The 24,165-nt window shown below is 43.4% G+C and carries 24 protein-coding genes and 1 other RNA gene; 7 read left to right on the top strand and 18 right to left on the bottom strand.

Annotation, left to right across the window (positions count from 1 at the left end; all coding sequences use genetic code 11):
• Positions 1-36: 36 nt before the first annotated feature.
• Positions 37-729 carry a transposase gene (locus K8B83_RS06255; RefSeq protein ID WP_188740835.1) on the top strand — a complete coding sequence of 231 codons (693 nt, stop codon included), beginning with the start codon at positions 37-39 and terminating at the stop codon, positions 727-729.
• A gap of 3 nt (positions 730-732) precedes the next feature.
• On the opposite strand, the gene K8B83_RS06250 is transcribed toward K8B83_RS06255, so the two are convergent.
• From K8B83_RS06250 to K8B83_RS06235, 4 genes are read right to left on the bottom strand one after another with little or no spacing between them, the layout of a single operon-like run.
• Positions 733-1,089: a hypothetical protein gene (locus K8B83_RS06250; RefSeq protein ID WP_188740834.1), complete on the bottom strand. Its 357-nt coding sequence runs from the start codon at positions 1,087-1,089 to the stop codon at positions 733-735.
• Between the two features lie 32 nt (positions 1,090-1,121).
• Positions 1,122-1,940, bottom strand: a complete 819-nt coding sequence (locus K8B83_RS06245) for a hypothetical protein (protein WP_188740833.1) — start codon at positions 1,938-1,940, stop codon at positions 1,122-1,124.
• 33 nt (positions 1,941-1,973) lie between these two features.
• Positions 1,974-3,446 carry an HlyD family type I secretion periplasmic adaptor subunit gene (locus K8B83_RS06240; protein WP_188740832.1) on the bottom strand — a complete coding sequence of 491 codons (1,473 nt, stop codon included), beginning with the start codon at positions 3,444-3,446 and terminating at the stop codon, positions 1,974-1,976.
• Entirely contained in the window at positions 3,430-5,409 is a 1,980-nt protein-coding gene (locus tag K8B83_RS06235) for a type I secretion system permease/ATPase (protein ID WP_223420010.1), read from the bottom strand. Before K8B83_RS06235 ends, K8B83_RS06240 begins: the two co-directional genes overlap by 17 nt.
• A gap of 37 nt (positions 5,410-5,446) precedes the next feature.
• Between K8B83_RS06235 and K8B83_RS06230 the strand changes: the two genes are divergently transcribed.
• On the top strand, positions 5,447-6,547 hold the full coding sequence (locus tag K8B83_RS06230) for an ISAs1 family transposase (protein WP_160056989.1): 1,101 nt from the start codon (positions 5,447-5,449) through the stop codon (positions 6,545-6,547).
• A gap of 15 nt (positions 6,548-6,562) precedes the next feature.
• Here the strand turns inward: K8B83_RS06230 and K8B83_RS06225 are convergent, their stop codons facing one another.
• From K8B83_RS06225 to K8B83_RS06180, 10 genes are all read right to left on the bottom strand, one after another.
• Positions 6,563-6,904 carry a cysteine peptidase family C39 domain-containing protein gene (locus K8B83_RS06225; protein ID WP_188741276.1) on the bottom strand — a complete coding sequence of 114 codons (342 nt, stop codon included), beginning with the start codon at positions 6,902-6,904 and terminating at the stop codon, positions 6,563-6,565.
• A 475-nt stretch (positions 6,905-7,379) separates the two neighbouring features.
• Positions 7,380-7,673 carry a hypothetical protein gene (locus K8B83_RS06220; RefSeq protein WP_223419299.1) on the bottom strand — a complete coding sequence of 98 codons (294 nt, stop codon included), beginning with the start codon at positions 7,671-7,673 and terminating at the stop codon, positions 7,380-7,382.
• 364 nt (positions 7,674-8,037) lie between these two features.
• Positions 8,038-8,631 (bottom strand): hypothetical protein, encoded by a 594-nt coding sequence (locus tag K8B83_RS06215; RefSeq protein ID WP_223419298.1) that lies wholly within the window; start codon positions 8,629-8,631, stop codon positions 8,038-8,040.
• Between the two features lie 410 nt (positions 8,632-9,041).
• Complete coding sequence (locus tag K8B83_RS06210) at positions 9,042-9,473, bottom strand: bifunctional diaminohydroxyphosphoribosylaminopyrimidine deaminase/5-amino-6-(5-phosphoribosylamino)uracil reductase RibD (RefSeq protein WP_182743364.1); 432 nt, start codon at positions 9,471-9,473, stop codon at positions 9,042-9,044.
• 265 nt (positions 9,474-9,738) lie between these two features.
• A complete protein-coding gene (gene gcvP, locus K8B83_RS06205; protein WP_188737775.1) occupies positions 9,739-12,627 on the bottom strand; it encodes an aminomethyl-transferring glycine dehydrogenase in 2,889 nt (962 codons plus the stop codon).
• A 235-nt stretch (positions 12,628-12,862) separates the two neighbouring features.
• Positions 12,863-13,252 carry a glycine cleavage system protein GcvH gene (gene gcvH, locus K8B83_RS06200; RefSeq protein WP_188737777.1) on the bottom strand — a complete coding sequence of 130 codons (390 nt, stop codon included), beginning with the start codon at positions 13,250-13,252 and terminating at the stop codon, positions 12,863-12,865.
• Between the two features lie 129 nt (positions 13,253-13,381).
• A complete protein-coding gene (gene gcvT, locus K8B83_RS06195; protein WP_188737779.1) occupies positions 13,382-14,476 on the bottom strand; it encodes a glycine cleavage system aminomethyltransferase GcvT in 1,095 nt (364 codons plus the stop codon).
• Positions 14,477-14,695: 219 nt separating this feature from the next.
• Positions 14,696-15,919 carry an FAD-dependent monooxygenase gene (locus tag K8B83_RS06190; RefSeq protein ID WP_188737782.1) on the bottom strand — a complete coding sequence of 408 codons (1,224 nt, stop codon included), beginning with the start codon at positions 15,917-15,919 and terminating at the stop codon, positions 14,696-14,698.
• A gap of 23 nt (positions 15,920-15,942) precedes the next feature.
• Positions 15,943-17,187 (bottom strand): 2-octaprenyl-6-methoxyphenyl hydroxylase, encoded by a 1,245-nt coding sequence (gene ubiH / locus K8B83_RS06185; protein WP_188737783.1) that lies wholly within the window; start codon positions 17,185-17,187, stop codon positions 15,943-15,945.
• Between the two features lie 30 nt (positions 17,188-17,217).
• Positions 17,218-17,793: a UPF0149 family protein gene (locus K8B83_RS06180; protein ID WP_188737785.1), complete on the bottom strand. Its 576-nt coding sequence runs from the start codon at positions 17,791-17,793 to the stop codon at positions 17,218-17,220.
• Between the two features lie 211 nt (positions 17,794-18,004).
• Between K8B83_RS06180 and zapA the strand changes: the two genes are divergently transcribed.
• The 3 genes from zapA (at position 18,005) to K8B83_RS06165 (ending at position 19,246) form a co-directional block, all read left to right on the top strand.
• On the top strand, positions 18,005-18,313 hold the full coding sequence (zapA, locus tag K8B83_RS06175; RefSeq protein ID WP_188737787.1) for a cell division protein ZapA: 309 nt from the start codon (positions 18,005-18,007) through the stop codon (positions 18,311-18,313).
• A 43-nt stretch (positions 18,314-18,356) separates the two neighbouring features.
• Positions 18,357-18,538: non-coding RNA, 6S RNA (gene ssrS, locus K8B83_RS06170), on the top strand.
• A gap of 9 nt (positions 18,539-18,547) precedes the next feature.
• The gene (locus tag K8B83_RS06165; protein ID WP_188737789.1) at positions 18,548-19,246 is read left to right on the top strand and encodes a 5-formyltetrahydrofolate cyclo-ligase; all 699 of its coding nucleotides are present in this window, start codon (positions 18,548-18,550) and stop codon (positions 19,244-19,246) included.
• Positions 19,247-19,329: 83 nt separating this feature from the next.
• On the opposite strand, the gene K8B83_RS06160 is transcribed toward K8B83_RS06165, so the two are convergent.
• The 4 genes from K8B83_RS06160 to folX form a co-directional block, all read right to left on the bottom strand.
• Entirely contained in the window at positions 19,330-20,622 is a 1,293-nt protein-coding gene (locus K8B83_RS06160; RefSeq protein ID WP_188737879.1) for an O-acetylhomoserine aminocarboxypropyltransferase/cysteine synthase family protein, read from the bottom strand.
• A 146-nt stretch (positions 20,623-20,768) separates the two neighbouring features.
• Positions 20,769-21,497 (bottom strand): dihydromonapterin reductase, encoded by a 729-nt coding sequence (folM, locus tag K8B83_RS06155; protein WP_188737791.1) that lies wholly within the window; start codon positions 21,495-21,497, stop codon positions 20,769-20,771.
• Between the two features lie 170 nt (positions 21,498-21,667).
• Entirely contained in the window at positions 21,668-22,336 is a 669-nt protein-coding gene (gene folE, locus K8B83_RS06150; RefSeq protein WP_188737793.1) for a GTP cyclohydrolase I FolE, read from the bottom strand.
• 22 nt (positions 22,337-22,358) lie between these two features.
• Entirely contained in the window at positions 22,359-22,721 is a 363-nt protein-coding gene (gene folX / locus K8B83_RS06145) for a dihydroneopterin triphosphate 2'-epimerase (protein ID WP_188737795.1), read from the bottom strand.
• Positions 22,722-22,871: 150 nt separating this feature from the next.
• Between folX and K8B83_RS06140 the strand changes: the two genes are divergently transcribed.
• Together K8B83_RS06140 and K8B83_RS06135 are read left to right on the top strand one after the other, a co-directional pair.
• Entirely contained in the window at positions 22,872-23,261 is a 390-nt protein-coding gene (locus K8B83_RS06140) for a thiol-disulfide oxidoreductase DCC family protein (protein ID WP_188737797.1), read from the top strand.
• 11 nt (positions 23,262-23,272) lie between these two features.
• Positions 23,273-24,142 (top strand): SDR family NAD(P)-dependent oxidoreductase, encoded by an 870-nt coding sequence (locus K8B83_RS06135; RefSeq protein WP_188737799.1) that lies wholly within the window; start codon positions 23,273-23,275, stop codon positions 24,140-24,142.
• The last annotated feature ends 23 nt before the right edge of the window (positions 24,143-24,165 follow it).

Raw genomic sequence — 24,165 nt, 5'->3', positions numbered from 1 at the left:
TTCTAGTTCAAGTCACTTTGAACATGGAAGTTACACATGCCAAGATCCCCAAGAATTTGCCCTAACGGCATTCCTCAACATGTTATTCAACGGGGGAATAATCGCCAAATTTGTTTCACTTCTGAACAAGATTTCAAAGCCTATGCTGGTTGGCTAAAAGAATACTCACGTAAATTTCATGTTGAAATTCACGCGTGGGTATTCATGACAAATCATGTTCATTTACTTTGTACTCCTCAAAAAGCCAATGCTGTTAGCCTTATGATGCAATCACTTGGCAGACAATATGTCAGATATTTTAATTTCACATACAAGCGTACTGGCACTCTTTGGGAGGGGCGTTTCAAGTCTTGCTTAGTGCAAACCGAAGAATACTTAATCCAACTATATCGTTATATTGAACTCAACCCTGTAAGAGCAAATATGGTTAATGACCCTGCTGAATATATATGGTCGAGCTATCAAATCAACGCCCTAGGTAAGGCCTCTCAGCTTTGTACTCCACATCAGGTTTACCTTTCAATAAACCAAAACCCCCAAGCAAGGCAATCATCTTATCGGGCTCTATTTCAACATCAATTAGATGAAAAAATGATTAACGATATTCGTCAAGCAACCAACAAAGGCATGGTAATCGGTAGCGACACATTTAAAGACCAAATAGAAAAACTAACAGGGAAAAGTATGCATCCAAAAAAAATGGGGCGCCCTTTTAAGACAATAGAATAAAGTTTACTCTGACCCCACTTTATCAGTGCCGTTATAAGAAGTACCATTTCTCCATGCTTCTAATATCTGAATACCTTGCTCTTGCTCTAAAGAAAGAGTCCCCCCAAAAGAATGAGTTAACGCAGAACGGATTTGGTCAGCCTTATGAGCCCTTAAATTGAAACCATATCCTATCGTTGGGATACCAGCACTATCATTATGTACTAAAGAAACTGCGTCGCCCCCTTCAAATAGAGGTGCATTTTCTTTTCGTTTTAGCATGTTATCTCTAGCAGCTATATAAGTTGTAGCAGGGTTACCCGCAGCATCATTTAGCTCAGTATGATCGTTATAATTGTCATGTAAATTCCCTAAAGACATATGTAATTCCTTTTAAATTAATAGGTTTTAAATTAGTTAGTTACGATAAATTTTGATTCGAAAAGGCATGCGGGATAAACATCACTAGAATTACCCAAATGCATCACCGCCACTTTGATTGGTGAATTTTCTTTTATTACGGAACGAGTAGCTAGGATGTAGTAATGGCCAGCAAATCCTATAAATTCATATATCACTTGCGACCCTAGCGTACTTACAAAATCACCAACTTTTAATCCATCAAATTCTTTCCATTGCCACAAAATTTTGGAAACATTATCCAATTCCCGCTGTTTCATCATAAACTCACCAAAACGGGAAAAGTTTTTAGTGTTATATGGAATCGAAAGCACGTAAAAAGAATGCACCCAGATGCTAGATAAATAACTAGTGTTACGGTAAATAAACTCATCAACTCCATCCTTATTCAAGTCGACTACTAATTCTTCAACACGGGATGAGTTTGAATTCTTTCCGCTCATAACTTTTCTTGGAATGTTTAGGTCCGTTTGTATCATCATTTCAGGCAGACCTAAGTTGACTAGCCCTCCTTCTTCGTCCCTAAGTCTTTCCTTATTTTTTAAATAACCATGCTTTCTAGGTTTATTAATACTCGCTAAAATGTTTTCACATGTGTCCTTATTTATTGAAGACTCAATAAGGTAGAAAGAGTTCGCCTCTCTGAATTTTGTTAACTCCATTCTAGTTTTAACAGAAACTGTATTTACATCCACCTTATACTCAACTTCAATGTCTTCCGCCGAATAGGCATCGAAACTCCCACCGACATAAAGAATGCAACAGAAAATCTTGCTCAAATTGACTATTTTTTTTCTTTGAGTATCATTCATAAATATCATCTTCCTTGCATTGTTTATTCAAACCTAACGCTCACGCGCCCCTTCACTCACACCTCGCATTAACGGCGCTAATAAAAACTCCATTAATCGCCTAGTACCCGTTTTAATCTCTACCGTGACTGACATACCCGGTTTCAATTTAACCCACTTGCCATTAACGTTTATTTCATCAGTCGCTAATGACGCTTTGAGCGGAAACAATAAGCCGAGCTGTTCATGCTCCACAGCATCAGCAGAAATGTCAGTGACTTCACCGTCTATTACGCCGTATTTAGTAAATGGAAAACTGTCGATTTTAATTTCCGCAATTTGCCCGATATGCACAAAGCCAATGTCTTTATTGAGTAGCCCAGCTTCGACTTCTAATTGCTGGCCACCATGCTCACTGATAGGCACGATTTTTAATAGCTCTTGCGCGGGTGTGACGATACCGCCAATGGTGGCAATACTTAGCTCTTCAACCACGCCATCAACGGGGGAAATGAGCACCCTTAACCGCGTTAGACGGTTTGCTTTGCTCAGCTCTTGCTTAATGCTTTCACTCTGTCTTGTCAGTTGGTTAATTTCTTGTAAGGTATTACGGCGCGCTTCTGACAGATAGGCGTGGAGGTTTTGCTGAGCAGAGACGATGCTTGCGGTCATTTGTTCTACATTGGCACGCTTCAATAACAAGGTTTCTTCTTGGTCAATACGCTGCTGTTTTAATTCTAAATATTGATTACGCGATACGGCCGAGGTGCCCAGCAACGCGTAATAACTTTGTTCTCGTTCAATCACTATTGGCATTGTTTTCTCTAGGCGACCAACATCTATCAGCATCGACTTTTTCTCCGCCGTCAACTTGGTAATCTCACTGTTAAAACTGTTTAGCTTGGACTGATATTCTTGCCAAATACTCTCCAGTAACAGACGTTGATTAATGGGTAATTCTGAAGTGTTAGATGTGGCAACCTTGGGTTCAATAACGTTTGATAAAGTCTTGTTTGATATAGCGTCGTTTGAAGTAAAGGAATCCATTTCAGCATGATTAATAACAGCAGCATTATTAACAACAGAATCTAACTTAGCTAAAAATGCTTTGTGACGGGCTAAATCTTCAATATATCCTTGCCATTCACTACTAAATCTGTCGGCATCGGCTTGACTAGAAGTGTTATCGAGTGCGATGAGTTTCTCACCAGCTTTAACGTACTGACCTTCTTTAACAAAAATCGCTTTAACCACGCCGGTCTCTAGCGGCTGAATAACTTTCACTTGGCCACTTGGCACAATTTTGCCCTGTGCTGTGGCGATAATGTCAATCTCAGCCCATGATGCCCATACAATCAACGTGACCATTAAAGCCATAATGATCCACAACAAAGATCGACTCCATTTAACCGGTGGCGCAGCTTGGATCTCAAGCGCGGCAGGCAAAAAGGCCAGTTTTTCTTTTGCTAATTTACGATGGGCAAGCTTAATTGCTTCTTCTGTTTGAGGCTCAGGTTGATGAGACATTATGACCATCCACGTTAGGTTTATTTTGTACAATGGGATGTATCGGCGCTTGCGCAATTGGTTTAGCCGCTATACCTAATCCATGGTGGTTTTGCAACGAGTTAAGTTGTGCGTATATTCCACCAAATTTAATTAGCTGTTGATGATTACCTTGTTCAACTAGCCTTCCTTTATCTATCACCATAATACGATTAGCATCTTTTACCGCGGATAGCCGATGGGCGATAATAAATACCGTTCGACCTTGACTGATACGGCGCATATTAGCTTGAATAATACTTTCTGATTCATAATCAAGGGCACTGGTGGCTTCATCGAAAATCAGTATTTTAGGGTTAGTGACTAATGCACGTGCAATAGCAATGCGTTGGCGTTGACCGCCTGATAATGACGAACCTTGTTCACCAATCACAGTATCGTAGCCTTCTGGTAATTCTAAAATAAAATCATGGGCACCACTAAGTTGCGCCGCATTCACCACTTGCTCCATTGGCATACTAGGGTCAACTAGGGCAATATTTTCTCTAACGGTGAGGTTGAATAAAAAGTTTTCTTGTAGAACAACCCCTACTTGCCTGCGAAGCCATGCAGGTTCAACCATGGCCAAATCAACACCATCAATAAGCACTCGGCCTGCTTCGGGTACATATAATCTTTGTATTAACTTGGTTAAGGTACTTTTACCTGAACCTGAACGGCCAACAATACCAATCACTTCACCGGGTTGGCACTCGAAGCTGATATTATTGAGTACCGGAGCCCGGTTGGGGGCATAACGAAATAACACATCGTTAAATATCACTTTTCCCTTTATATCAGGCAAGGTGGCACGATTTGGGTTATAACCAGGTTCTGATGGTGAGTTAAGTACATCGCCTAAACGTTGTAATGAAATATTCGCTTGTTGAAAATCCTGCCATAGATTAACTAAACGCATAATGGGCCCACTTACACGCTGAGCCAACATGTTAAACGCAATGAACTGCCCTATGCTTAACTCTCCCGAAACTACCGCAATAGAACCAAAATAAAGCGTTAACAAACCGCCAATCTTGTTGATGTATGCAGCCACTTGACTGTATATATTGTTCAAGTTACTCGTTTTAAAAGAGATGTTAACGTAATCTGCCAGCTTATCTTCCCAGCTATTACGAAGTTGTGGCTCTACAGCCATGGCTTTAATGGTTTCAACACCATTGACTGACTCGACTAGAAATGAATGATTTTCTGCACTGCGTTGAAATTTTTCATTTAATCGCTTACGTAAGGTTGGAGTAATAATTAAAGACAGAGCAAGGTAGAAAGGAATAGTGCCAATAATTATCCATGTAAGTAGTGGTGCGTAATAAAACATGACTCCGAAAAAGACAAAGCTAAAAAATACATCTAGCACAACCGTTAACGATGAACCGGTTAAAAATTCGCGGATACTATCGAGCTCTTTCACTCGAGCAACCGTATCGCCTACTCTACGACTATTGAAGTAAGCTACCGGCAATGACAGCATATGCTTATATAGCTTACTGCCTAGCTCAACATCTACGCGATTGGTTGTATGCGAAAAAACATAAGTACGAAGCCCGGTCAGTATCACTTCAAAAGTGATGACAATAAAAAAGCCAACGGCAAGCACATCAAGCGTAGTCATGCCTTTATGCACTAGTACTTTATCAATTACCACTTGGAAGAATATAGGGGAAGCTAACCCAACTAACTGAATGAAAAAAGATGCCATAAAAACATCGTTAAAATAGGATTTGTATTTAATCAGTGCGGGAATAAACCAGGAGAAACCAAATGTAGCACTTTCTGTCATAACACCACTGATTAATGAGCTACGTTTTGACAATAGTAACAAATCACCATTCCAAAACTCGTTAAGCGCATCGAAAGTATAAGTAATAGGACTAGTCAGGGCGGGATCATACTTTGTTAACAGTAGGGAACTTTTTCGTATCGGCATGATCTGATCAGGCATGTTAATCTACTGAACCTAATCCATGTCCTTATTTGAACACTTGAAACTTATCGAAGACCCTCGCTCTCACATCAACCTAGACCATGATTTAGTTGATATTATTTTTCTTGTTTTAGCCGCTATCGCTTCAGGTTGTGATGGCTGGCAAGCTATTGAAGAATTTGGCAACGAGAACCTATCTTGGCTACGTAAACATCGAGATTTTGACAAAGGGATCCCGACTCGGCATTCCATTGCCCGGATCATTAAAGTTATCGATAACGAAATACTGTTGTTAACGCTCTTTCGTTGGGCAAATAGCTTAAGAGAGGCTTCATCCAAGCCATTAATCGCTATCGACGGTAAAACGTTGCGGGGTGCAGTTAATCAACATGGCGCAAAAAATGCGCTACACCTCGTTTCGGCCTTTGATACCGAACAAGGTATCGTGCTCTATCAGCAAGATACACAGACCAAAGGTAACGAAATCGCAACGGTTCAAGCGCTGTTGCACATGTTAGACATTAAAGACGCTGTTGTAACCTTTGATGCACTTCATTGCCAGCGGGAAACGCTTCAACAAATCATCAAAGCTAAAGGCGACTATATTGTTCAGGTAAAAGGCAACCAACCTCTACTTAGGCAGGCCATAGAAATGCAGTTCCAACCTCACTGGGATAACGACGGCGTCGACATATTGAGTGTCGAAGCGGATGACAAGGGGCATGGCCGTAAAGAGCGTCGCACGACGTTTCAAATTCCAGCAAAGCTACCGCAGGCGCTCGCAAAAAAGTGGCCATCAGCCAAGTCGCTCATAGCAGTTGAGCGTCAACGAACACTTAAAGGTGTTACCACCATAAATACGGATTATTACTTAAGTTCTTTACCTCTGGACATCGAACTTGCAGCCAAAGCAGTGCGTCAGCATTGGCACATCGAAAACCAGCAACACTGGGTGCTTGACGTCACTTTTAGGGAAGACTGTTCAAGGATTGGTGACCGTGAAAACGCGAAGAAAATGGCGCTATTTAGGCGTATCGTGCTGAACCTTTTAGAGCAGCATCCACTAAAAGCCAGTAAACCAACCAAAATAAGAAAGGCAGCATGGAATGGCGATTTTAGGAGCGAGATTTTCTTTGGTTAAAAGATTTAACAAAGCTTAATCCCGCCCTGTAGGACTAGTGCTAGCGTCAGTTAAGTCTTGGACTAAGACTTCGTCATTCGTAACCTTGACGATAATGAAAAAGTGACCATCAATATGTCGCGCTATAGCGGGTAATACATGGTCGGTAAGTTTATCTGCTGTATCGATAATAAACTTAGCTTTAAAACCAACACTTTTAGCCGCGCGAATTAAATTAATATCCGCTAATAGCGTCTTATTTTCAGTACAATCATTATGTTGAAATTCACGAAGTAAAGCGCTTGGCTCTGCGGGGATTTGGTGAAAACGGGCAATCAATGCTAAGCATTGAATACCTGAGTTGAAATGGCTCGACATCTAATTCCTGAGTCTTTTTTCTGTCCTTGAAAGCCGGCATGTTAAAAAATAATAATTTAAATGTAAAGGAAAATAACTATTATAAGTGTGTTGATTTTACTCACAGTGACTCAACATCTGAAACGAGTACTAATTGTCCCTATTTTTTGATTTCATTTTAATCTTATGTTCAATGCACCTTTAGATGCTGATAATCTGCTTATTATCATTAACTTACATTACAGAAAGTAAGTAAAAGAAGGCGGTGATAATGTACCCTTCAATAATGATTAACACACTTTGGGGCAGAAATGTGTTGTCCATGCTAACTTGAAAATGGACAAAAGCTTGTTAGGGTTAAATTTTTATAGGTGGCTATACGCATCAGGGAAAGTATGGCAATCGGATATGCGGTAACGCCCAAATTTAGCGCGGAAAGCCGCGCAGCGGGTTGACGTCGCAGCCAGAGCTGTTTGCTGGCGATAAAATTTGTTTGTTATGCATGTGGCAATTGAACCCAGCCAAGCAAAAGCAAAGCCCCATATGTCAACACGCCACCACAAACAGCAATAAAAATTAAACCTGCGGGTTTCTGATACCAACTCAGTACAACAGGTCTTTGATGCTCAAGCGCCGCTAATGCAGCGTTAACCCTAGGGATTAAGGTGTTCGGTGGTACAAACTGACTTTGGCAATTAAGCAAAAATGTTTTTAGTCTATTGTATTCAGCTAAAGTTAAATTTGGCTTAGTAGCATCAGAAATGGCTTGTTCAACATCTTTAATTAGCAATTCATCTACCCTCTTTGCGCGTTCAACTTTTGCTGTTTTTAACTAAAATCGTAACTTGATGATATCCCTCTAAAGAGGCTGCGACTTTATCTGTTACATCATGAATTTCATGGCTGACACTCAAAACAACATAGTCGTGCAGAGCTTGATGTCCTGTTAATTTATCTTGGTGCGAATAGAAAGATATTTTCTCTCCTGGCGTGGTATCGCACTTAAAAGCGTTTGGTAGCAGGCACCATCATTATTTTCTTGAATAATCGCACGAATCTTGTTCATTTAATCATCTCCTTGATTTATCGACATAACGCCCGCATTTTAGGCTGGGTTGGAGCGCTGCGGGAACCAGTCTGACAACATGCGCTTGTTAAGTTTTGTCTGCATTTGAGACAAAGTGATCATAATATTTACGCGCATCTTCCTCTGGCCCAAGCGCTACATCAATAAGCATTTGAAGACTCCAAACCGGGCCTGGAATTACCTGCTCTAAGTCTAGGTTCTCGGGATACGCTTCTGGATTTATTGCCATTTCTAAATTTTCAATCCACCAAATTTCTATTTTTCGTAATAGCGCGATCATTTCTCCAAATGCTTCAGCGACATCAAAGTCAACACCCGATGAGGCAAACGTAAGCATTTCGTGTGCCAAAGTATTACGGCATTTTTTAATATGCTCAAACCTCTCTATATCCTTATCATCTACTGCATCCATATCTTGTAGCCACTTTAATGATGCATAGAGAGGACTTCTGTTAAGGGAAAGCACCTTTTCTTTATATTCAGAGCTAACAATCGTTCCATTTTCATCAAATCCATCTGTAAAAAAGCTCTCTATTTTTTCGATAATGCTGCTCTTGAGCATTTCGAAGGCCATCGAAAATATAGAAGCTGTAATAATATTTGTTTTAAGCGTCTCGGGATGAAGTGTCCGTTCCCATGATGCTTTCACTTTTTCATCCATGAGCGATCTCGATAAAAAACTTAACATGTTTATAGCGAGCGAATCGGTCGTTTTTCTCCCCCCCTAACGCTCACTTATCTTAAGGGTTATTAGTAACAAAGTTATTAACCTATTACTACATATATTAAAAGTTGATAGACCTTTTTTTCCCTTCAGACAAAAACGAGCGATTGGGTCGTTTTCTTGAATATGCGATCACTTAAGCTATAACTGTATATATATCTAGTACTTTGAGAGCATAGCTCAGTGCTCAACACATTAAAAAATATTAGGCGTTATTGCAGTTTTCAGGCGCATAATTTTCTCTAGCCAGCACGTTTTGGGGCATAAATGGGTTAACCACCTAGCCAATTTGGGGGCAAAATCCTGTAATACATCACCATCCTCGCTAGGAACTTATGCGAGGTTAATTATGACTTTCCAAGATAAGGATACAAAAATTCACTAACTTCTCTTGAAGCGACACCGATATCCACTATTATGCCCTCTTTCTCTAGAGCATAAAGACCCTTTCCATTGTTCCTTTCATCAGGATCTAGGATAGCAACTACAACTCTCTTAATTCCTGATTTAATGATTACAGAAGAACATGCCGGAGTTTTGCCAACAAATGAACATGGCTCAAGAGTGACATATGCAGTCACTTCTTCCATAGGGCCATCATAAGCACTAATCGCTTCAACCTCAGCATGGTTGCCACCAATTCTTTGTGTGAATCCTTCGGCAATGACTTGCCCGCCTAGAACGAGAACGCAACCTACCGGAGGATTTGGTTGGCACTCAGGCAGAGCAGCCCGAGATACCTCCAATGCTTTAAGCATAAATGCCTTGTCTAGATCCATCTAAAGTATCCTTTTAAACTTTTGGTATACATTAACAAATCTATGCCAAAAGTGGTGTAATAAAGTTGAGTTCACTAAAGAATCAAACAAGGAATGGGGCAGAAATGATTTACCGACTAAGTAAATTGTAGATAAGACGGAATCAATAAAAAAGCGAACCACTCGGTTCGCTTTTTTGATATCTAGTGATTCACAATCTTAATTGAATTCACAAACTTAATTGTAACGCTCACAATCTTAATTGTAGTTTTACACTAAGCAGCAATTATTCGTAGTCAGATAGTGGGACGCACGAACACATCAAATTACGATCCCCATACACATCATCGATACGATTCACCGTTGGCCAAAACTTATTTGCTTTAACCGCTGCCGTTGGGAACACGGCCACTTCACGGCTGTATGGGCGTGAGTCAAACTCGCTGTCCATAATGTCTGCCATTGTGTGTGGTGCATTGTGCAGTGGGTTGTTGTCTTGTGGCCACTCGCCTGCTTCTACTTTGGCAATTTCGCCGCGAATAGAAATCATGGCTTCAATGAAACGATCTAGCTCAACCTTAGACTCAGACTCTGTTGGCTCAATCATTAAAGTTCCCGCTACCGGGAAACTCATGGTTGGGGCATGGAAACCGTAGTCGTTTAGACGCTTTGCAATGTCCATTTCGGTTACGCCTGACGCTTCTTTTAGCGGGCGTAAATCGATAATACATTCATGGGCGACGCGATCATTTCGGCCAGTGAATAATACTGGGTAATGGGCTGATAGCTTTTTCATGATGTAGTTAGCGTTTAACAATGCCGTTTGGGTTGATTGTTTAATGCCTTTAGTGCCTAACAGCTTGATGTACATCCAGCTGATTGGCAGGATGCTGGCGCTACCATATGGTGCCGCTGATACAGCACCGTTATGGTCGCTTTCGCGCCCAGGTTTTACCACTGCATGGCCGGCAACAAATGGCGCTAGGTGAGCTTTAACACCAATAGGGCCCATACCTGGACCACCACCGCCATGCGGAATAGCAAAGGTTTTATGCAAGTTTAAGTGCGATACGTCGGCGCCGATAAAGCCAGGTGATGTTAAACCAACCTGTGCGTTCATGTTGGCGCCATCTAGGTACACTTGGCCGCCATATTGATGGACGATTTCGCATACTTCACGGATTGATTCTTCGTACACACCGTGGGTAGATGGGTAGGTGATCATGATGCACGATAAGCTGTCAGCTAACTCTGACGCTTTTGCGCGTAAGTCTTCTAAATCAACGTTACCTTGCTTGTCACAGGCGGTTACAACAACTTTCATACCGGCAAGTTGTGCCGATGCTGGGTTGGTGCCGTGAGCAGATTGTGGGATTAAACAAATGTCGCGGTGTGCGTCGCCGCGAGACTCATGGTATTTTTTAATCGCTAATAAACCAGCATATTCGCCTTGTGCACCTGAGTTAGGTTGAATACATACGGCATCGTAGCCAGTAATGTTAACCAAATACTCAGACAACTCATTAATTAACTGAGTGTAACCTTGCGCCTGATCTAGCGGGCAGAATGGGTGCATGTTGGCAAATTCTGGCCAGCTCACAGGTAGCATTTCTACGGCGGCATTAAGTTTCATGGTGCATGAACCTAACGAAATCATAGAGTGATTTAAGGCCAAATCTTTGGTTTCGAGACGTTTTATGTAACGCATCATCTCGGTTTCGCTTTGGTAGCGATTAAATGTTGGGTGGGTTAATACCGCATCTTGACGCTCGAGCGCTTGCGGAATTGACTGGCTGCAATTAGCAACGATGTCGGCATCAAGCGTGGCAACATCTAAACCGTGGCCAGCACCTAAAATAACGTCAAACAACACCGCGATGTCTTCACGAGTGGTGGTTTCATCTAGGCTGACACCAAATACACCGTCTGCATCTATACGTAAGTTAACTTGTGCAGCAATGGCACGGGCGTTAATGGCAGCAATGTCGGCACCTTTAACACTGATGGTGTCGAACCATGTTGTGTTTGCTAAGGTTAAACCTTTTGCAGTTAAGCCTGCGGCCAAAATATCGGCAAAACGATTAATGCGTGAGGCAATGGTTTTTAGACCTTGTGGGCCGTGGAATACTGCATAAAACGACGCCATGTTGGCCAGTAAAATCTGTGCGGTACAAATGTTTGAGTTGGCTTTTTCGCGGCGAATATGTTGCTCGCGAGTTTGCATGGCCATACGTAAGGCTTTGTTACCACGGGTGTCTTTTGATACACCAATAATACGGCCAGGCATTGAACGTTTGTGCTCGTCACGGGCAACAAAGAAGGCCGCGTGTGGTCCGCCGTATCCCATTGGTACGCCAAAACGTTGCGCACTACCAAATACCACGTCAGCGCCCATAGCACCGGGTGATTTAAGGAGCATAAGCGACATGATGTCGGCCGCCACAGTCACAATAACTTTGTTATCGCGTAGCGTGGTAAACAACTCGGTGTAATCGGTAATTTGGCCGATACGGTTGGTGTACTGGAACAAAGCACCAAATAATTCGTAATTTACAGCTTCATGAGCAGGGCCAACGACTACGTCAAATCCAAAACATTCTGCGCGAGTTTTCACTACGTCTAATGTTTGTGGGAACACGTCATCTGCCACAAAGAAAGTGTTGGCTTTTTTAGCTTTAGACACACGCTTAGCCAATGCCATGGCTTCTGCCGCTGCGGTGGCTTCGTCGAGTAACGAGGCTGATGCAAGGTCAAGACCGGTTAGATCCATTGACACTTGTTGGAAGTTTAAAATGGCTTCTAGTCGGCCCTGGGCGATTTCTGGTTGATATGGGGTGTAAGCAGTGTACCAACCTGGGTTTTCGAACACGTTACGCAAAATAACGTTTGGCACCTGTACGCCGTAGTAACCCATACCAATATAGCTTTTAAACACTTTGTTTTTGTTTGCTATATTGCGGATGTAAGCGATACCTTCGGCTTCGCCACATGAGTCACCAATGGTGAGATCTTGTGGTAAACGAATTTTGCCAGGAACAGTTTGCGCGGTTAAGTCTTCTAACGACTCAGCACCAATAAAGTTGAGCATTTCTTGTTGCTGCTCAGCATTTGGGCCAATATGACGGGTTAGAAATAACTCGTGTTGTTCTAGTTGTGTCAGGGTTTGCTTGGTCATGTTAAACCTTGTTCCAAATCGACCAGTTATGGCGGTAGGGCACAGAACTGGATTAGGTGAAAACGTGTAATACGTAACTAACCCGCTAAGGGTTTATTCATACTGCAAACGCTTGCCGTGAGTGGTTTCTTTGAGCCACTTACTTTGTATAACAAAACGACAATACGTTAAACGCAGCACTTTTATCGTTATATAACAAAGAAGCTCCCAAGGGAGCTTCCTGTGTTATTGGCGATTATTCTTCGTCAATCACTTCTTGGTAGCCGTCAGCATCTAATAATGAATCAACTTCTGATTCGTCAGATGGCATCACACGGAAGAACCAGCCGTCGCCGTAAGCATCGCTGTTAACTAGCTCTGGAGAGTCTTCTAATGCTTCGTTTACGGCAATCACTTCACCCGAAATAGGTGCATAGATGTCAGATGCCGCTTTAACTGATTCTGCTACTGCGCAATCTTCGCCAGCAGTTACCGTGTCGCCTACTTCTGGTAATTCTACAAATACCATATCACCAAGAAGTTCTTGAGCATGCTCTGTAATACCAACGGTATAGCTACCGTCGTCTTCTTGACGGATCCATTCGTGCGAAGATGCATATTTCAAGTCTGCTGGAATAGTGCTCATTGTTGTTGTTCCTTTATCTGATGTTCTAGTGCTTAATCAATAAATTCTTTTGGGGTAAACGACAACCCGACTTTAGTCAATAATGCATTGTTGCCTGTAACAATGCACAATAAACAGCATTGCTAAAGCTTAAAAAGCTTGTTTGCCATTACGTACAAAGCTCGGTGCGATCACTTTTACTGTAACGCGTTTTTTACGCATTTCAACTTCGGCTGTCGCACCAATACCACTTGGTACACGAGCCATGGCAATCGAGTAGCCTAATGTTGGCGAAAACGAACCGCTAGTAATAACACCTTGGTGCTCAACACCTTCTGCATCGGTAAAGAACACAGGCATATCATGGCGTAAAACACCTTTTTCTTCCATGACCAAACCGACTAATTTTTGCGTGCCTGCCGCTTTAATTTCGGTCAGTGCTGCACGGCCTATAAAATCACGTTCGCTTGGCTCCCATGCCACGGTCCAGCCCATGTTTGCTGCCAATGGGTTGATTGACTCATCCATGTCTTGACCGTATAGGTTCATGCCGGCTTCTAAACGTAATGTATCACGCGCACCCAAGCCACATGGCTTAACGCCTGTATCTAGTAGTGCTTGCCATAGGGCTTCTGCTTCGGCTTCTGGCACAATGATCTCGTAGCCTGCTTCGCCAGTGTAACCGGTGGTAGCAATAAATAAGCTGCCTGACTGCACGCCAAAAAATGGCTTCATGCCTTCTAAGGCTGCGTTTTGGTCAGCGCTGAACACCTGTGCTGCTTTCGCTTTAGCGTTAGGGCCTTGTACGGCTATCATGGCAAGCTCTGGACGCTCGGTAACCACAACATCAAATGCTGCGGCTTGTTTGTTTATCCAGGTTAAGTCTTTGTCGCGGGTAGCGGAGTTAACCACTACACGGTAATGCGTGTCGCTAAGATAATAGGTAATAAGGTCGTCGATGATGCCGGCGTTTTCGTCTAGCATGCCGCCGTATAAAGCTTTGCCTGGTACGGTGAGTTTGGCAACATCGTTAGCAAGTAACTTACGTAAAAAGGCACAAGCGTCATTGCCGGTCACGTCAACTACTGTCATGTGCGATACGTCGAACATGCCCGCATCTTGACGCACAGCGTGGTGTTCTTCGATTTGAGAGCCATAGTTAATTGGCATTTCCCAACCGTGAAAATCAACCATTTTGGCTTTTGATTCTAAATGCTTGTTAAAAAGTACAGTTTTGCTAGCCATTATTATCCCTTTTTTTGAGGCCTTTCTTGTGTAGGTCTTTGATAAAATGCGGTCAAAATTATACTCCGCAGACCTGTTTTGTATACAAAAAAATTTTCTAATCCGACGACTATCGCATTAGTTTAGCTAATCCATTGCTGTAATTTTTTTACACATCTTTTTACAATAAACTGACTGATTTAGCTGTATTGTCTGATATTAAACAAGTTTCTACATTAGCTATGACGAAATTGATCCACGACAAAGTTTAGGTAATGTCATTTTGTTACCCATAGCCTGTTTGATGAACACTGTTTTCAGCCCAGCGACATTATCGACCAGCGTTAGACCAATATCACGAATGGCTTTTTTAAGTGGGTGACTGCCTGCAAATAATCTTTTAAAGCCTTCCATAGTGGCAATCATCTCCATGGCATCTGCTTTGCGCCAGCGCTCAAGGGCGCGCAAATGGCTATATTCGCCCAAATCTTTGCCCTGTTCATGTAACTCGGTAAGGGTGTCGACAATACTGGCGGCATCTAAAAAGCCAAGGTTAACCCCCTGACCTGCTAACGGATGAATAGTATGTGCCGCATCACCGGCTAATACTAAACGGTGGCGGGCAAAGTGACGTGCATAGCGCATGCGCAATGGGAAAGACTGACGATCGCTTTCTAGCTGGCACACACCTAAGCGGCCGTCGAGTGCCGCAGTTAATGCCTTGCCAAATTCGCTATCATCTAATGCTAACAAATGCGCAGATTGCTCGGGCGACACTGACCACACTATTGAGCATAAATTAGCTTCATACAGCGGCAACATGGCTAATGGCCCGTCAGGTAAAAACGCTTGCCTTGCCGTTGCGTCGTGGGCGAGTTCTGTGCGCACAGTGGCAACAATGGCATGGTGGCCATAATCCCAAAACGTTAATGGAATACTGCATTGTTGGCGAACCCATGAGTTAGCGCCATCTGCGGCCACAACCACGGCTGCGCTTACGTTGTCACCATTGGCTAAGGTTAGCCAGGCTTCACGCTCGCCAAAGGCTACACGCTCTAGGCGTTGGTCTTCTAGGTGAGTTAGATTGCTAATTTCGCTGGCACGTTTAGCAAGGGCGTAGCTTATAGCGTCGTTTTCAATAATTGAGCCTAAATAGGTTTCACTAATGCTGTGAGCATCAAATTCAATTTTGCCTAATCCGTCTTTGTCCCACACCGACATTTTTTGATACGGGCTAACACGACTGTCGTCCAAATATTGCCATGCTCCGAGGTTTTCCAGCAGTTGCTGGCTCGCTTTATTAATGGCACTAACACGTAATTTAGGGGCGCCGCTCACAGCCTGCGTGGTGCCAGCATCAATCACCACCACATTAAGGTCTGCATTGGCTAACCCTATGGCGGTTGCAAGCCCGACCATTCCCCCGCCAACAATGGCTACATCATATGTTTGGGTAGAAAACATGGTTAATCCTTACCTTAATTGAGTTAACGCCAACCCATGGCAGTTTGTGCAACAGGGCGCTTTAGTGGCGGCAGCCAAGACAGTAAGCGCAGGCCTAAATTACGCCCTGCAACTAATGGCCAATGTTGATTTGAAAAACCACGGACTAAAAATTCAATGTTGCGCAGTGTGCTGTCACGATCGCGTTGTCTTGAAGCCAAATATTGATGTATTAGCTGGATATTACCCAAATCAACCTCACCTTGGGTTTGAGTCAGTGCGGTTTCAATCACCTCGAGTAAACCAACAACATCACGTAATCCTAAATTGAACCCTTGCCCCGCAATAGGATGTAACGTTTGCGCGGCATTGCCCACAAATATGCAGCGGTGATAAATAGGTCTTGGCATGTATGACAGCGTGAGTGGGTAACTGACTCGTTGGCCTACATCAACAAACCGACCCACTCTGTGGCCAAAGGCGTGTTGTAGTGCGTCTAAAAATACCGTTTTGTCTGCCTGTTTTAGCTCATCGGCTTGAGCAGGCGATACAGCCCACACTAATGAAAAGCGTGATTGTGCGCTTGCCACAGAGGGCACCGATTGCATGGGTAATAATGCTAAGGGGCCTGTTTGGGTAAAACGCTCATAAGCCCAATGCTGATGAGGAGCATCGGTGATGACATTAGCAACTATGGCCGTTTGCTCAAAGTCGACCTGTTCAGTGGTTTGGCCTAAATGCTGGCGTACCACAGAGTGAGCACCGTCGGCCGCCACCAGCAATTGGCAATGCAGTTGACTGCCATCATCTAACGACAATAAGTGGCCATTTTGTTGGGGCTGCAAACTGGTGACTTTGGCGGGGCAAAATACATTAACCTGAGACTTAGCTAACTCGTCGAATAACACTTTACCCACTCGTGCCAGCTCAACCACCTGCCCGAGCGCGTCTAATCCTAATGGTTTAGCATTTAGCTCGGTCATACCAAAGTGGCCGCGATCAGACACATGGATGTTTTCAATCGGGGTACCTAAATGCTTAAGCTTTGACCAAATACCTAATCGGCTTAACTCAAAAATAGACCCATGCGCTATGGCAATAGAGCGGGCATCAAACCCTGGGTGGTTGTGGTCGGCCACGTGGGCTTCGATTAAGGCGATACGCAGCGTGCGCTTAAGGGATACTGATAATTTTGCTAACCCTAGGGCTAGTGTCGCCCCAGCCATTGCACCACCGACAATGGCAATGTCAACGGCGTTTACTTGAGTTGAATGCTTTGCTGTAGTCATAGGCTGCGCCGCTTTTATCACTGCTGTAAATTAATGGATAATCGATGAGTTGTCGGTGTCATTTAATGGCATGTCTAGGCCAAACTCTGAGTAACATAAAATGGCCGACATTCTGACAAACTCTTGCAGCTCAATGTAAGCGGTTTCTGATTCTTCATCATCGCCAACATCAAATTCAACCTGAGCTATTTCAGCGAGATCTTTAATTACTTCGCGAACGTCTGGCGACGATTTTGCTAATTCAGGTTGAATAATTGCAATGCCGGTTAAAAAGCTTTGAGTCCATAACGCAAGTGCCTCAACGCGATGGCTGAGCGACACCTCTTCTTCTGGCAGTAATAAGGTAAAACCAAATTCAAAATCAGCCAAACGAGCCACTGTGTCTTGATAAAGTTCAGCAATTAATTGCTGCAAATTTGCCTCTAGCGGTTGGCCGTCGTTCATTAACTCGACTAGGGGTTTTAACCACGCGAGATTATCTTGTTTTACACCACCACATATAAGCCCAACAAGTGCGCCATGCACTTCAACAGGGTGCTGACCAATTTCGGCCGCATCTAAGGCTTTTTTTAGATTTTCGATACATAATGAAGGTGGGGTTGCCATGGTTTATTCCTAATAGCGCAATATCAGTCTCAATGCTAGCAGAGTTAGTATCATGCTCCAAATACTAGCGCTAATTGTGGTCAAATTTGTGAATAGTCGCAGTCGATTTGTTCACTCAAACAGCAAATAGCTAAAAACCCTTGCTGTTGCCTTGCGCTTTTAAATTCAGCCCTATATAGTTCGCGGACTGACTAAGGATTGGGGCGATATTATGAGTAACAGCGCTGTTGATATAACCCTTTTAGGGCGCACCTACTCTATTGGCTGTCCGAAAGGACGTGAAGATGCATTACGCACTGTTGCCAGAGAAATTGAAAACCAACTGACTACCTTAAAGTCACGTACTAACAATTTAAGCCGTGAAGAGCTGCTTATTATGGCCGCACTTAATATTGGCAATGAGTTGTACGAAGAAAAACAAAAAAACAAACAGTATATGGCGCAAATGGATGAGCGTATTTCGTTGTTACAATCAACATTAGAGACATCGTTGATTGAACGAAGCCGCAAGGATGACTAAACTAAGTATTCAGGATTAAGCGTAGCTTAGTTCTACCCTGTTTTGCTCCCTGGGATATGCGCGAGTTGGCTATGTCCCTGTGCCGATATTTACAAACCCAGGGTGAATGCTTTCATTGACATTGTGCATGCTCGGCTCGTATCGAGAAGCCTTAGGAAATGAACATTTACCCGCCTTGAACCTACGGTTCAAGGGCTACGCCGGCAGCGGTATTTTGGGGAGCATCCTAATTTTATGACCATCACACGTTTTATGACTAACACAGACAACCGTCCGGTTACGTCAACCTCTTCGGCAAGTATTAGCTATTTTGCCAGCCCTTCTGAGTTACAAGAGCCGCTGTTTGATAGTACCAACATGAGCCGCGATAATATTCGTCGCCATGTACGCCAGGAGCGCAATAGTCTTAGCCCGCAAGAGCAAACTCAATTTTCGTTAATTGCCAGTAGACACATGCTAGCTGAAATCCAGACGCAATCGGCACAACATGTGGCGCTATATTTAACCCATGACGGCGAATTAGCCACGCAAAAATTAATTGATGCATTATGGGAGTTAAACATCAATGTTTACCTGCCGCTTATCCATCCATTTTGTAAAGGCCACTTGTTGTTTGTGCGTTACGCACGTGACTCAGTGATGGTTAAAAACCAATACGGTATTAGCGAACCTAAATTGAATGTACAGCATGTGATCACCCTCGATAAGCTCGATATGATCATAACCCCCTTAGTGGCATTTGATCATCACGGAAACCGCATGGGCATGGGCGGCGGTTATTACGACCGCACCTTAGCACACGTAAAAGACAACAAACCATTAGCCGTTGGTTTTGCCCACGACTGCCAAGAAGTGAGCCAGGTGCCTACCGACTTTTGGGATATACCGTTGCCGGTGATTATTACCCCAACGAGACGATTGGCCGTTAAGTGACGAGTTTTTTTGATCATAAAAAGCCCCATCAATACACGTTATTGATGGGGCTTTTTAGTTAAATGATTAGACTAAAAATAACCTTACACAATTGCCTTATCAAGTGCTTGGCTTACATCGGCAATAATGTCGTCGATATGCTCAATACCTACCGAAATACGCACGAGATCTTCTGATACACCGGCTTTGGCTAGCTCTGCACCGCTAAGTTGGCGGTGAGTGGTACTGGCAGGATGACAAGCTAGCGATTTAGCGTCACCAATGTTAACTAAGCGCAGCACCATTTGCAGCGCATCAATAAACTTACCACCCGCAATTTTACCCGCTTCTGCATTAGCAGATTTAATACCAAAACTGATAATGCCTGACGCTTTACCGCCAGTGATTTTTTGGCATGTGGCATTGTATGGACTGTCTGGCAGAGCTGCGTAATTGACCCAGCTGACACTTGGGTGTTTTTGTAAAAACTCTGCAAGCGCAAGGGCGTTACTGCAATGACGTTCCATACGAAGACTTAAGGTTTCGAGCCCTTGCAGCAGTAAAAAAGCGCTTTGTGGCGACAAGGCTGCACCGGTATTACGCAGTGGCACAACACGGCATCGGCCAATGTAAGCGGCAGGGCCAAAAGCTTCGGTGTATACCACGCCGTGATAAGACGGGTCTGGCTCATTGAGGATTGCAAAGCGTTCTTTATTGGCAACCCAGTCAAACTTACCTGAATCAATAATCACCCCACCAATAGTGGTACCGTGACCGCCAATGTATTTGGTCAATGAATGAATAACAATGTCGGCGCCGTGATCAAACGCGCGGCATAATACTGGGGTAGCCACAGTATTATCTACAATCAGTGGTACACCATGCTTGTGGGCAATATCAGCCAGACGCTGTAAATCGACGATGTTACCGGCAGGGTTACCAATCGACTCACAAAATAGCGCTTTAGTTTTATCGTCAATTAATGCATCTAGGCCGTCAAAGTCATCAAATGCCGCCATACGCACTTCAACGCCCTGGCGTGGCAGAGTATGAGCAAATAAGTTATAGGTACCGCCATACAGTTGGCTAGTGCTAACAATATTATCGCCTACTTGAGTGAGAGCTTGAATCGCATAGGTAATGGCTGCCATACCCGATGCCACAGCCAGCGCACCAATACCGCCTTCAATCGCCGCTAAACGTTGCTCTAATACACTGGTGGTTGGGTTCATAATGCGGGTATATATGTTGCCTGCGACTTTAAGGTCAAATAGGTCTGCACCATGCTGGGTATCGTCAAAGGTATACGAGGTAGTTTGATAAATCGGTACCGCTGCGGCTTTTGTTGTGGCTTCGGACTCGTAGCCATAGTGTAATGCCAGTGATTCCAGCTTCATGTTTTCTGCAGACATAGTGACTTCCTCAAGATAAGTGCGAGTGTGGATATTGTTTAATATCCACACTACCAACTAGCCATCTAGAAGTCTATAGTAAATTCGAACATGAGTTGCTGCACACCTTATAATTTGAAGATTATTGACGCCTATTTTAACTGCCTGCCACCGTCGACAGCATAACTGCGGCCAGTAACATAGTGGCTGCCTTCGAGGTAATCAATGAGGCTAATAATTTCATTATTACCGGCTTCTTTAGGCAATATCGCTTTTGCTAGCGCTTTGACTTTATAGGCATCATCGTCATGTTCGTTAAATAAAATCATTGCCGGGGCAATGGAGTTCACTTTAACGTGCGGGGCTAGCAAACTGGCAAACGACAAGGTCATATTATGCAATGCCGCTTTACTGGCAGCATAAGCAATGTGCTTTTTACTGCCCTTTTCAGCAACATAATCTGTGATATGGATAATATTGCTGGCACCGATATTGTCGTCGTACGTTTCAGCTGTCGCTATTAATAATGGCGCTAAAGCGAGGTTGATTTGATAAGGCGCCGAAACATGAATTTGCATCATACGTGTCATGGTGTCGGCTGGGCTTAAACCGCTGTTGTCTGGCAACCAGTCTGAGGCGTTGTGGATAATAGTATCAAGACGATCATGATGCTGATTGATGTGAGCAATAAGTTTATCAATCGCGGCGGGGTCGGTTAAGTCGCACGAATGTAAACTGGCTCCAAGTTTACCTAACTGCTCAATGCTGTCGTAATGAGTGCGATAAGTGCCAATAACATGATGACCCTGGGCTAAATAATATTTGGCTAGAGCATAACCAATTCGCTTGCCTACACCGGTTATCAGTATTGTGCGTTCCATAATATTCTCTTTATCTTTTAATTGAAGACTTGGTACTTATCATAAGCAAATTAAGTGCTTATGGTAAGTATTTATCATAAACGTTAAGGATTAAACTTTTTCATATAAAAATGGCCTCAACTCGGGGACGTGTTGAAGCCATTAAATAAATTGAAGTAACCCGAATAACATTACGCTAAAAATTCAGCACGACTCGCTGGATTCGCTTTAAAGCAACCGCCAAGCGCAGTGGTTTGGGTGCTTGATGAGGTGTCCATAATTCCGCGGGATTTAACGCAGTAATGGGTGGCATTAATGCTCACTGCAACGTCTTCTGTTTCGAGCAAGGTTTGCAGCGCCACTAAAATTTGCTGGGTCAGGCGCTCTTGCACCTGTGGCCGCTGAGCAAAAAAGCGCACTATACGGTTGATTTTAGATAAACCGATAATGTTACCTTTAGGAATGTAAGCCACTTTTGCTAAGCCATCGATGGTAATAAAGTGATGCTCGCAGGTGCTCACCACACTGATATTGCTAATTTTCACCATCTCTTCAACGCCCATTTTATTGTCGATTTGGGTGATTTTAGGAAAGTTAGCATAATCAAGGCCAGAGAAAATTTCGTTGACGTACATTTTAGCAATACGGTGCGGCGTTTCAGCTAAACTGTCGTCGGTTAAGTCAAGCCCAAGCGTTGAGACAACTTCTGTCATTAAGCCTTTAATACGCTGATATTTTTGCTCGCTGGTCATGTCACTTGGCACAAGCGGCGTTTCAAGGCCGTGGGCGACTAACGCCTGTTGTACTTTTATTGCTTCAGCAGACAACTCGGCGCGAGTTATGTCATTAATGGTGGTCATAATAACATCCTTAATCTATAGGTTAACTGCGGTACTCTAAAGACAACGAAACAGAGTCGGCAAAACGCAGTGCATGGGGTTTATCGATAGTCACTCGAGCTAACGTTACGCTTGGATGCTCTCGGCAAATATCGAGTACATCTGCTACCAGTTTTTCGAGTAATAAAAATCGACCTTCTTCTACATGCTGAATCACTTTTTTGGTGATTATCTTGTAGTTTAGTGCATCGGCAACATCGTCGGTTTGAAACGATCGATCTGCGGGGTAATGAATTTCAATATTGATCACCACATCTTGCTGTTTTTCGCGTTCGTCTTGGTTAAAACCAATAAAGGTGCGTAAACGTAAATTAGTGATATTAATGATGGCTTGGCTTAATGGCATTATTGAGCCCTAGTGGATTGTTTTTAATCTATACGCCATGACGAAATAAAAAGATCATAAATCTTAAACGATCAATGCGACTGACAATAAAGGTAAACTAGTTAGGGTTCTGATGCGTATAATCGACATAATCGTTACACGGGGTTAATAATGGAACTGACTATTTTTTACGATGGCACCTGCCCACTGTGCCTTAATGAAATGCAGCAACTTAAGCGTTATGACAGCTTAAACCGCATTGGTCTTGAAGACATTAACGCAGCAGATATTAATCACCGATTCCCTGAGTTAGATGTAGAGCAAGCCAACACCATATTGCATGGCCTGCAAGCCGATGGCAGTTGGATTTATGGTTTAGATGTTACCGCCAAAGCATGGGGCTTAACCGGTAAACACGGCTGGGTAAAACTGCTACGTCTGCCAGTGATTAAACCTGTTGCTGACTTGGCCTACCTGGCTTTTGCCCGTAATCGCTACCGCATATCTTATTTACTTACGGGGCAAAAACGTTGTGATAACGGCAACTGCAAGATTAAATAAGGGCAAAGCGCATGAGTGAACCAACGTCAACCAAGACTATAATTGTAATTGGTGCATCATCCTTTATTGCCAAGGCGTTTATCGAGCAAGCCTGTAATCAACACGCAAAGCAGCCAAACTTACCTGTCGCAGAGTCGTTACAAATCATTACCATTAGCCGTCAGGCCAGCATTAAATTGCCTGAACTAACAGACAATGAGCTAACAGACAATGAGCTAACAGACAATGAGCTAATGGGAAGTATTAACCACCAGCACTTTAGCTGTGATTATCAACAAGCCTCAATAGAACAATGTGTTACCGACATTGCGGCCATTGCAGGCACAGTGACACGCATAGTGATGTGTAATGGTATTTTGCACAGTAAAAACCAGCACATCAACAAAAAAGAGCCTGGCTTAATGCCAGAAAAACGCATAGAAGATATTAATGCACACTCGTTAGAGCAGCTCTTTTATGCCAACAGTATTGTACCCATGTTATGGCTAAGCGCCCTCACGCCATTGTTGTCGCAAGCGCGCCACAAAGTCAGCGGTGAGCAAAAATGTGTTATCAGCATATTGAGTGCCAGAGTCGGCAGTATTTCAGATAATCGCCTCGGCGGTTGGTATGGTTATCGCGCCTCAAAAGCAGCATTAAACATGCTCATTAAAACCACGGCAGTAGAATTTGCTAGACGCCTTAAACGCGTGAAGCTAATTGCGTTTCACCCCGGCACCACCGACACGCCATTATCAAAACCGTTTCAAGCCAACGTACCTCAAGGCAAGCTTTTTACCCCAGCCTTTGTCGCCAACCAACTTCACCAGATTATGGACAACAGTGAGCCCGATGGCGAAGCCAGCTACCTCGACTGGCAAGGCGAGCCAATTAACTGGTAGTAGCTCATTCATCTACATTCCAA

Origin of the sequence: Shewanella inventionis (assembly GCF_019931735.1) — a bacterium.
In the GTDB taxonomy this organism is placed as follows: domain Bacteria; phylum Pseudomonadota; class Gammaproteobacteria; order Enterobacterales; family Shewanellaceae; genus Shewanella; species Shewanella inventionis.
Note: the sequence above shows the minus strand (reverse complement) of the source record. Positions and strands in the feature narration are given on the sequence as shown.

Excerpts from the sequence above, each read along its gene's own strand:
- gcvT (WP_188737779.1), bottom strand. The coding sequence starts at position 14,476 with ATGGCTAGCAAAACTGTACTTTTTAACAAGCATTTAGAATCAAAAGCC.
- K8B83_RS06180 (WP_188737785.1), bottom strand. The coding sequence starts at position 17,793 with ATGGCAACCCCACCTTCATTATGTATCGAAAATCTAAAAAAAGCCTTA.
- K8B83_RS06210 (WP_182743364.1), bottom strand. The coding sequence starts at position 9,473 with ATGGATCTAGACAAGGCATTTATGCTTAAAGCATTGGAGGTATCTCGG.
- gcvP (WP_188737775.1), bottom strand. The coding sequence starts at position 12,627 with ATGACCAAGCAAACCCTGACACAACTAGAACAACACGAGTTATTTCTA.
- ubiH (WP_188737783.1), bottom strand. The coding sequence starts at position 17,187 with ATGACTACAGCAAAGCATTCAACTCAAGTAAACGCCGTTGACATTGCC.
- K8B83_RS06225 (WP_188741276.1), bottom strand. The coding sequence starts at position 6,904 with ATGTCGAGCCATTTCAACTCAGGTATTCAATGCTTAGCATTGATTGCC.
- K8B83_RS06160 (WP_188737879.1), bottom strand. The coding sequence starts at position 20,622 with ATGAAGCTGGAATCACTGGCATTACACTATGGCTACGAGTCCGAAGCC.
- K8B83_RS06165 (WP_188737789.1), top strand. The coding sequence starts at position 18,548 with ATGACCATCACACGTTTTATGACTAACACAGACAACCGTCCGGTTACG.
- folX (WP_188737795.1), bottom strand. The coding sequence starts at position 22,721 with ATGCCATTAAGCCAAGCCATCATTAATATCACTAATTTACGTTTACGC.
- K8B83_RS06190 (WP_188737782.1), bottom strand. The coding sequence starts at position 15,919 with ATGTTTTCTACCCAAACATATGATGTAGCCATTGTTGGCGGGGGAATG.
- K8B83_RS06250 (WP_188740834.1), bottom strand. The coding sequence starts at position 1,089 with ATGTCTTTAGGGAATTTACATGACAATTATAACGATCATACTGAGCTA.
- K8B83_RS06255 (WP_188740835.1), top strand. The coding sequence starts at position 37 with ATGCCAAGATCCCCAAGAATTTGCCCTAACGGCATTCCTCAACATGTT.
- K8B83_RS06235 (WP_223420010.1), bottom strand. The coding sequence starts at position 5,409 with ATGCCGATACGAAAAAGTTCCCTACTGTTAACAAAGTATGATCCCGCC.
- folE (WP_188737793.1), bottom strand. The coding sequence starts at position 22,336 with ATGACCACCATTAATGACATAACTCGCGCCGAGTTGTCTGCTGAAGCA.
- K8B83_RS06135 (WP_188737799.1), top strand. The coding sequence starts at position 23,273 with ATGAGTGAACCAACGTCAACCAAGACTATAATTGTAATTGGTGCATCA.
- K8B83_RS06245 (WP_188740833.1), bottom strand. The coding sequence starts at position 1,940 with ATGAATGATACTCAAAGAAAAAAAATAGTCAATTTGAGCAAGATTTTC.
- K8B83_RS06240 (WP_188740832.1), bottom strand. The coding sequence starts at position 3,446 with ATGTCTCATCAACCTGAGCCTCAAACAGAAGAAGCAATTAAGCTTGCC.
- K8B83_RS06230 (WP_160056989.1), top strand. The coding sequence starts at position 5,447 with ATGTCCTTATTTGAACACTTGAAACTTATCGAAGACCCTCGCTCTCAC.
- gcvH (WP_188737777.1), bottom strand. The coding sequence starts at position 13,252 with ATGAGCACTATTCCAGCAGACTTGAAATATGCATCTTCGCACGAATGG.
- K8B83_RS06140 (WP_188737797.1), top strand. The coding sequence starts at position 22,872 with ATGGAACTGACTATTTTTTACGATGGCACCTGCCCACTGTGCCTTAAT.
- folM (WP_188737791.1), bottom strand. The coding sequence starts at position 21,497 with ATGGAACGCACAATACTGATAACCGGTGTAGGCAAGCGAATTGGTTAT.
- zapA (WP_188737787.1), top strand. The coding sequence starts at position 18,005 with ATGAGTAACAGCGCTGTTGATATAACCCTTTTAGGGCGCACCTACTCT.
- K8B83_RS06215 (WP_223419298.1), bottom strand. The coding sequence starts at position 8,631 with ATGGATGAAAAAGTGAAAGCATCATGGGAACGGACACTTCATCCCGAG.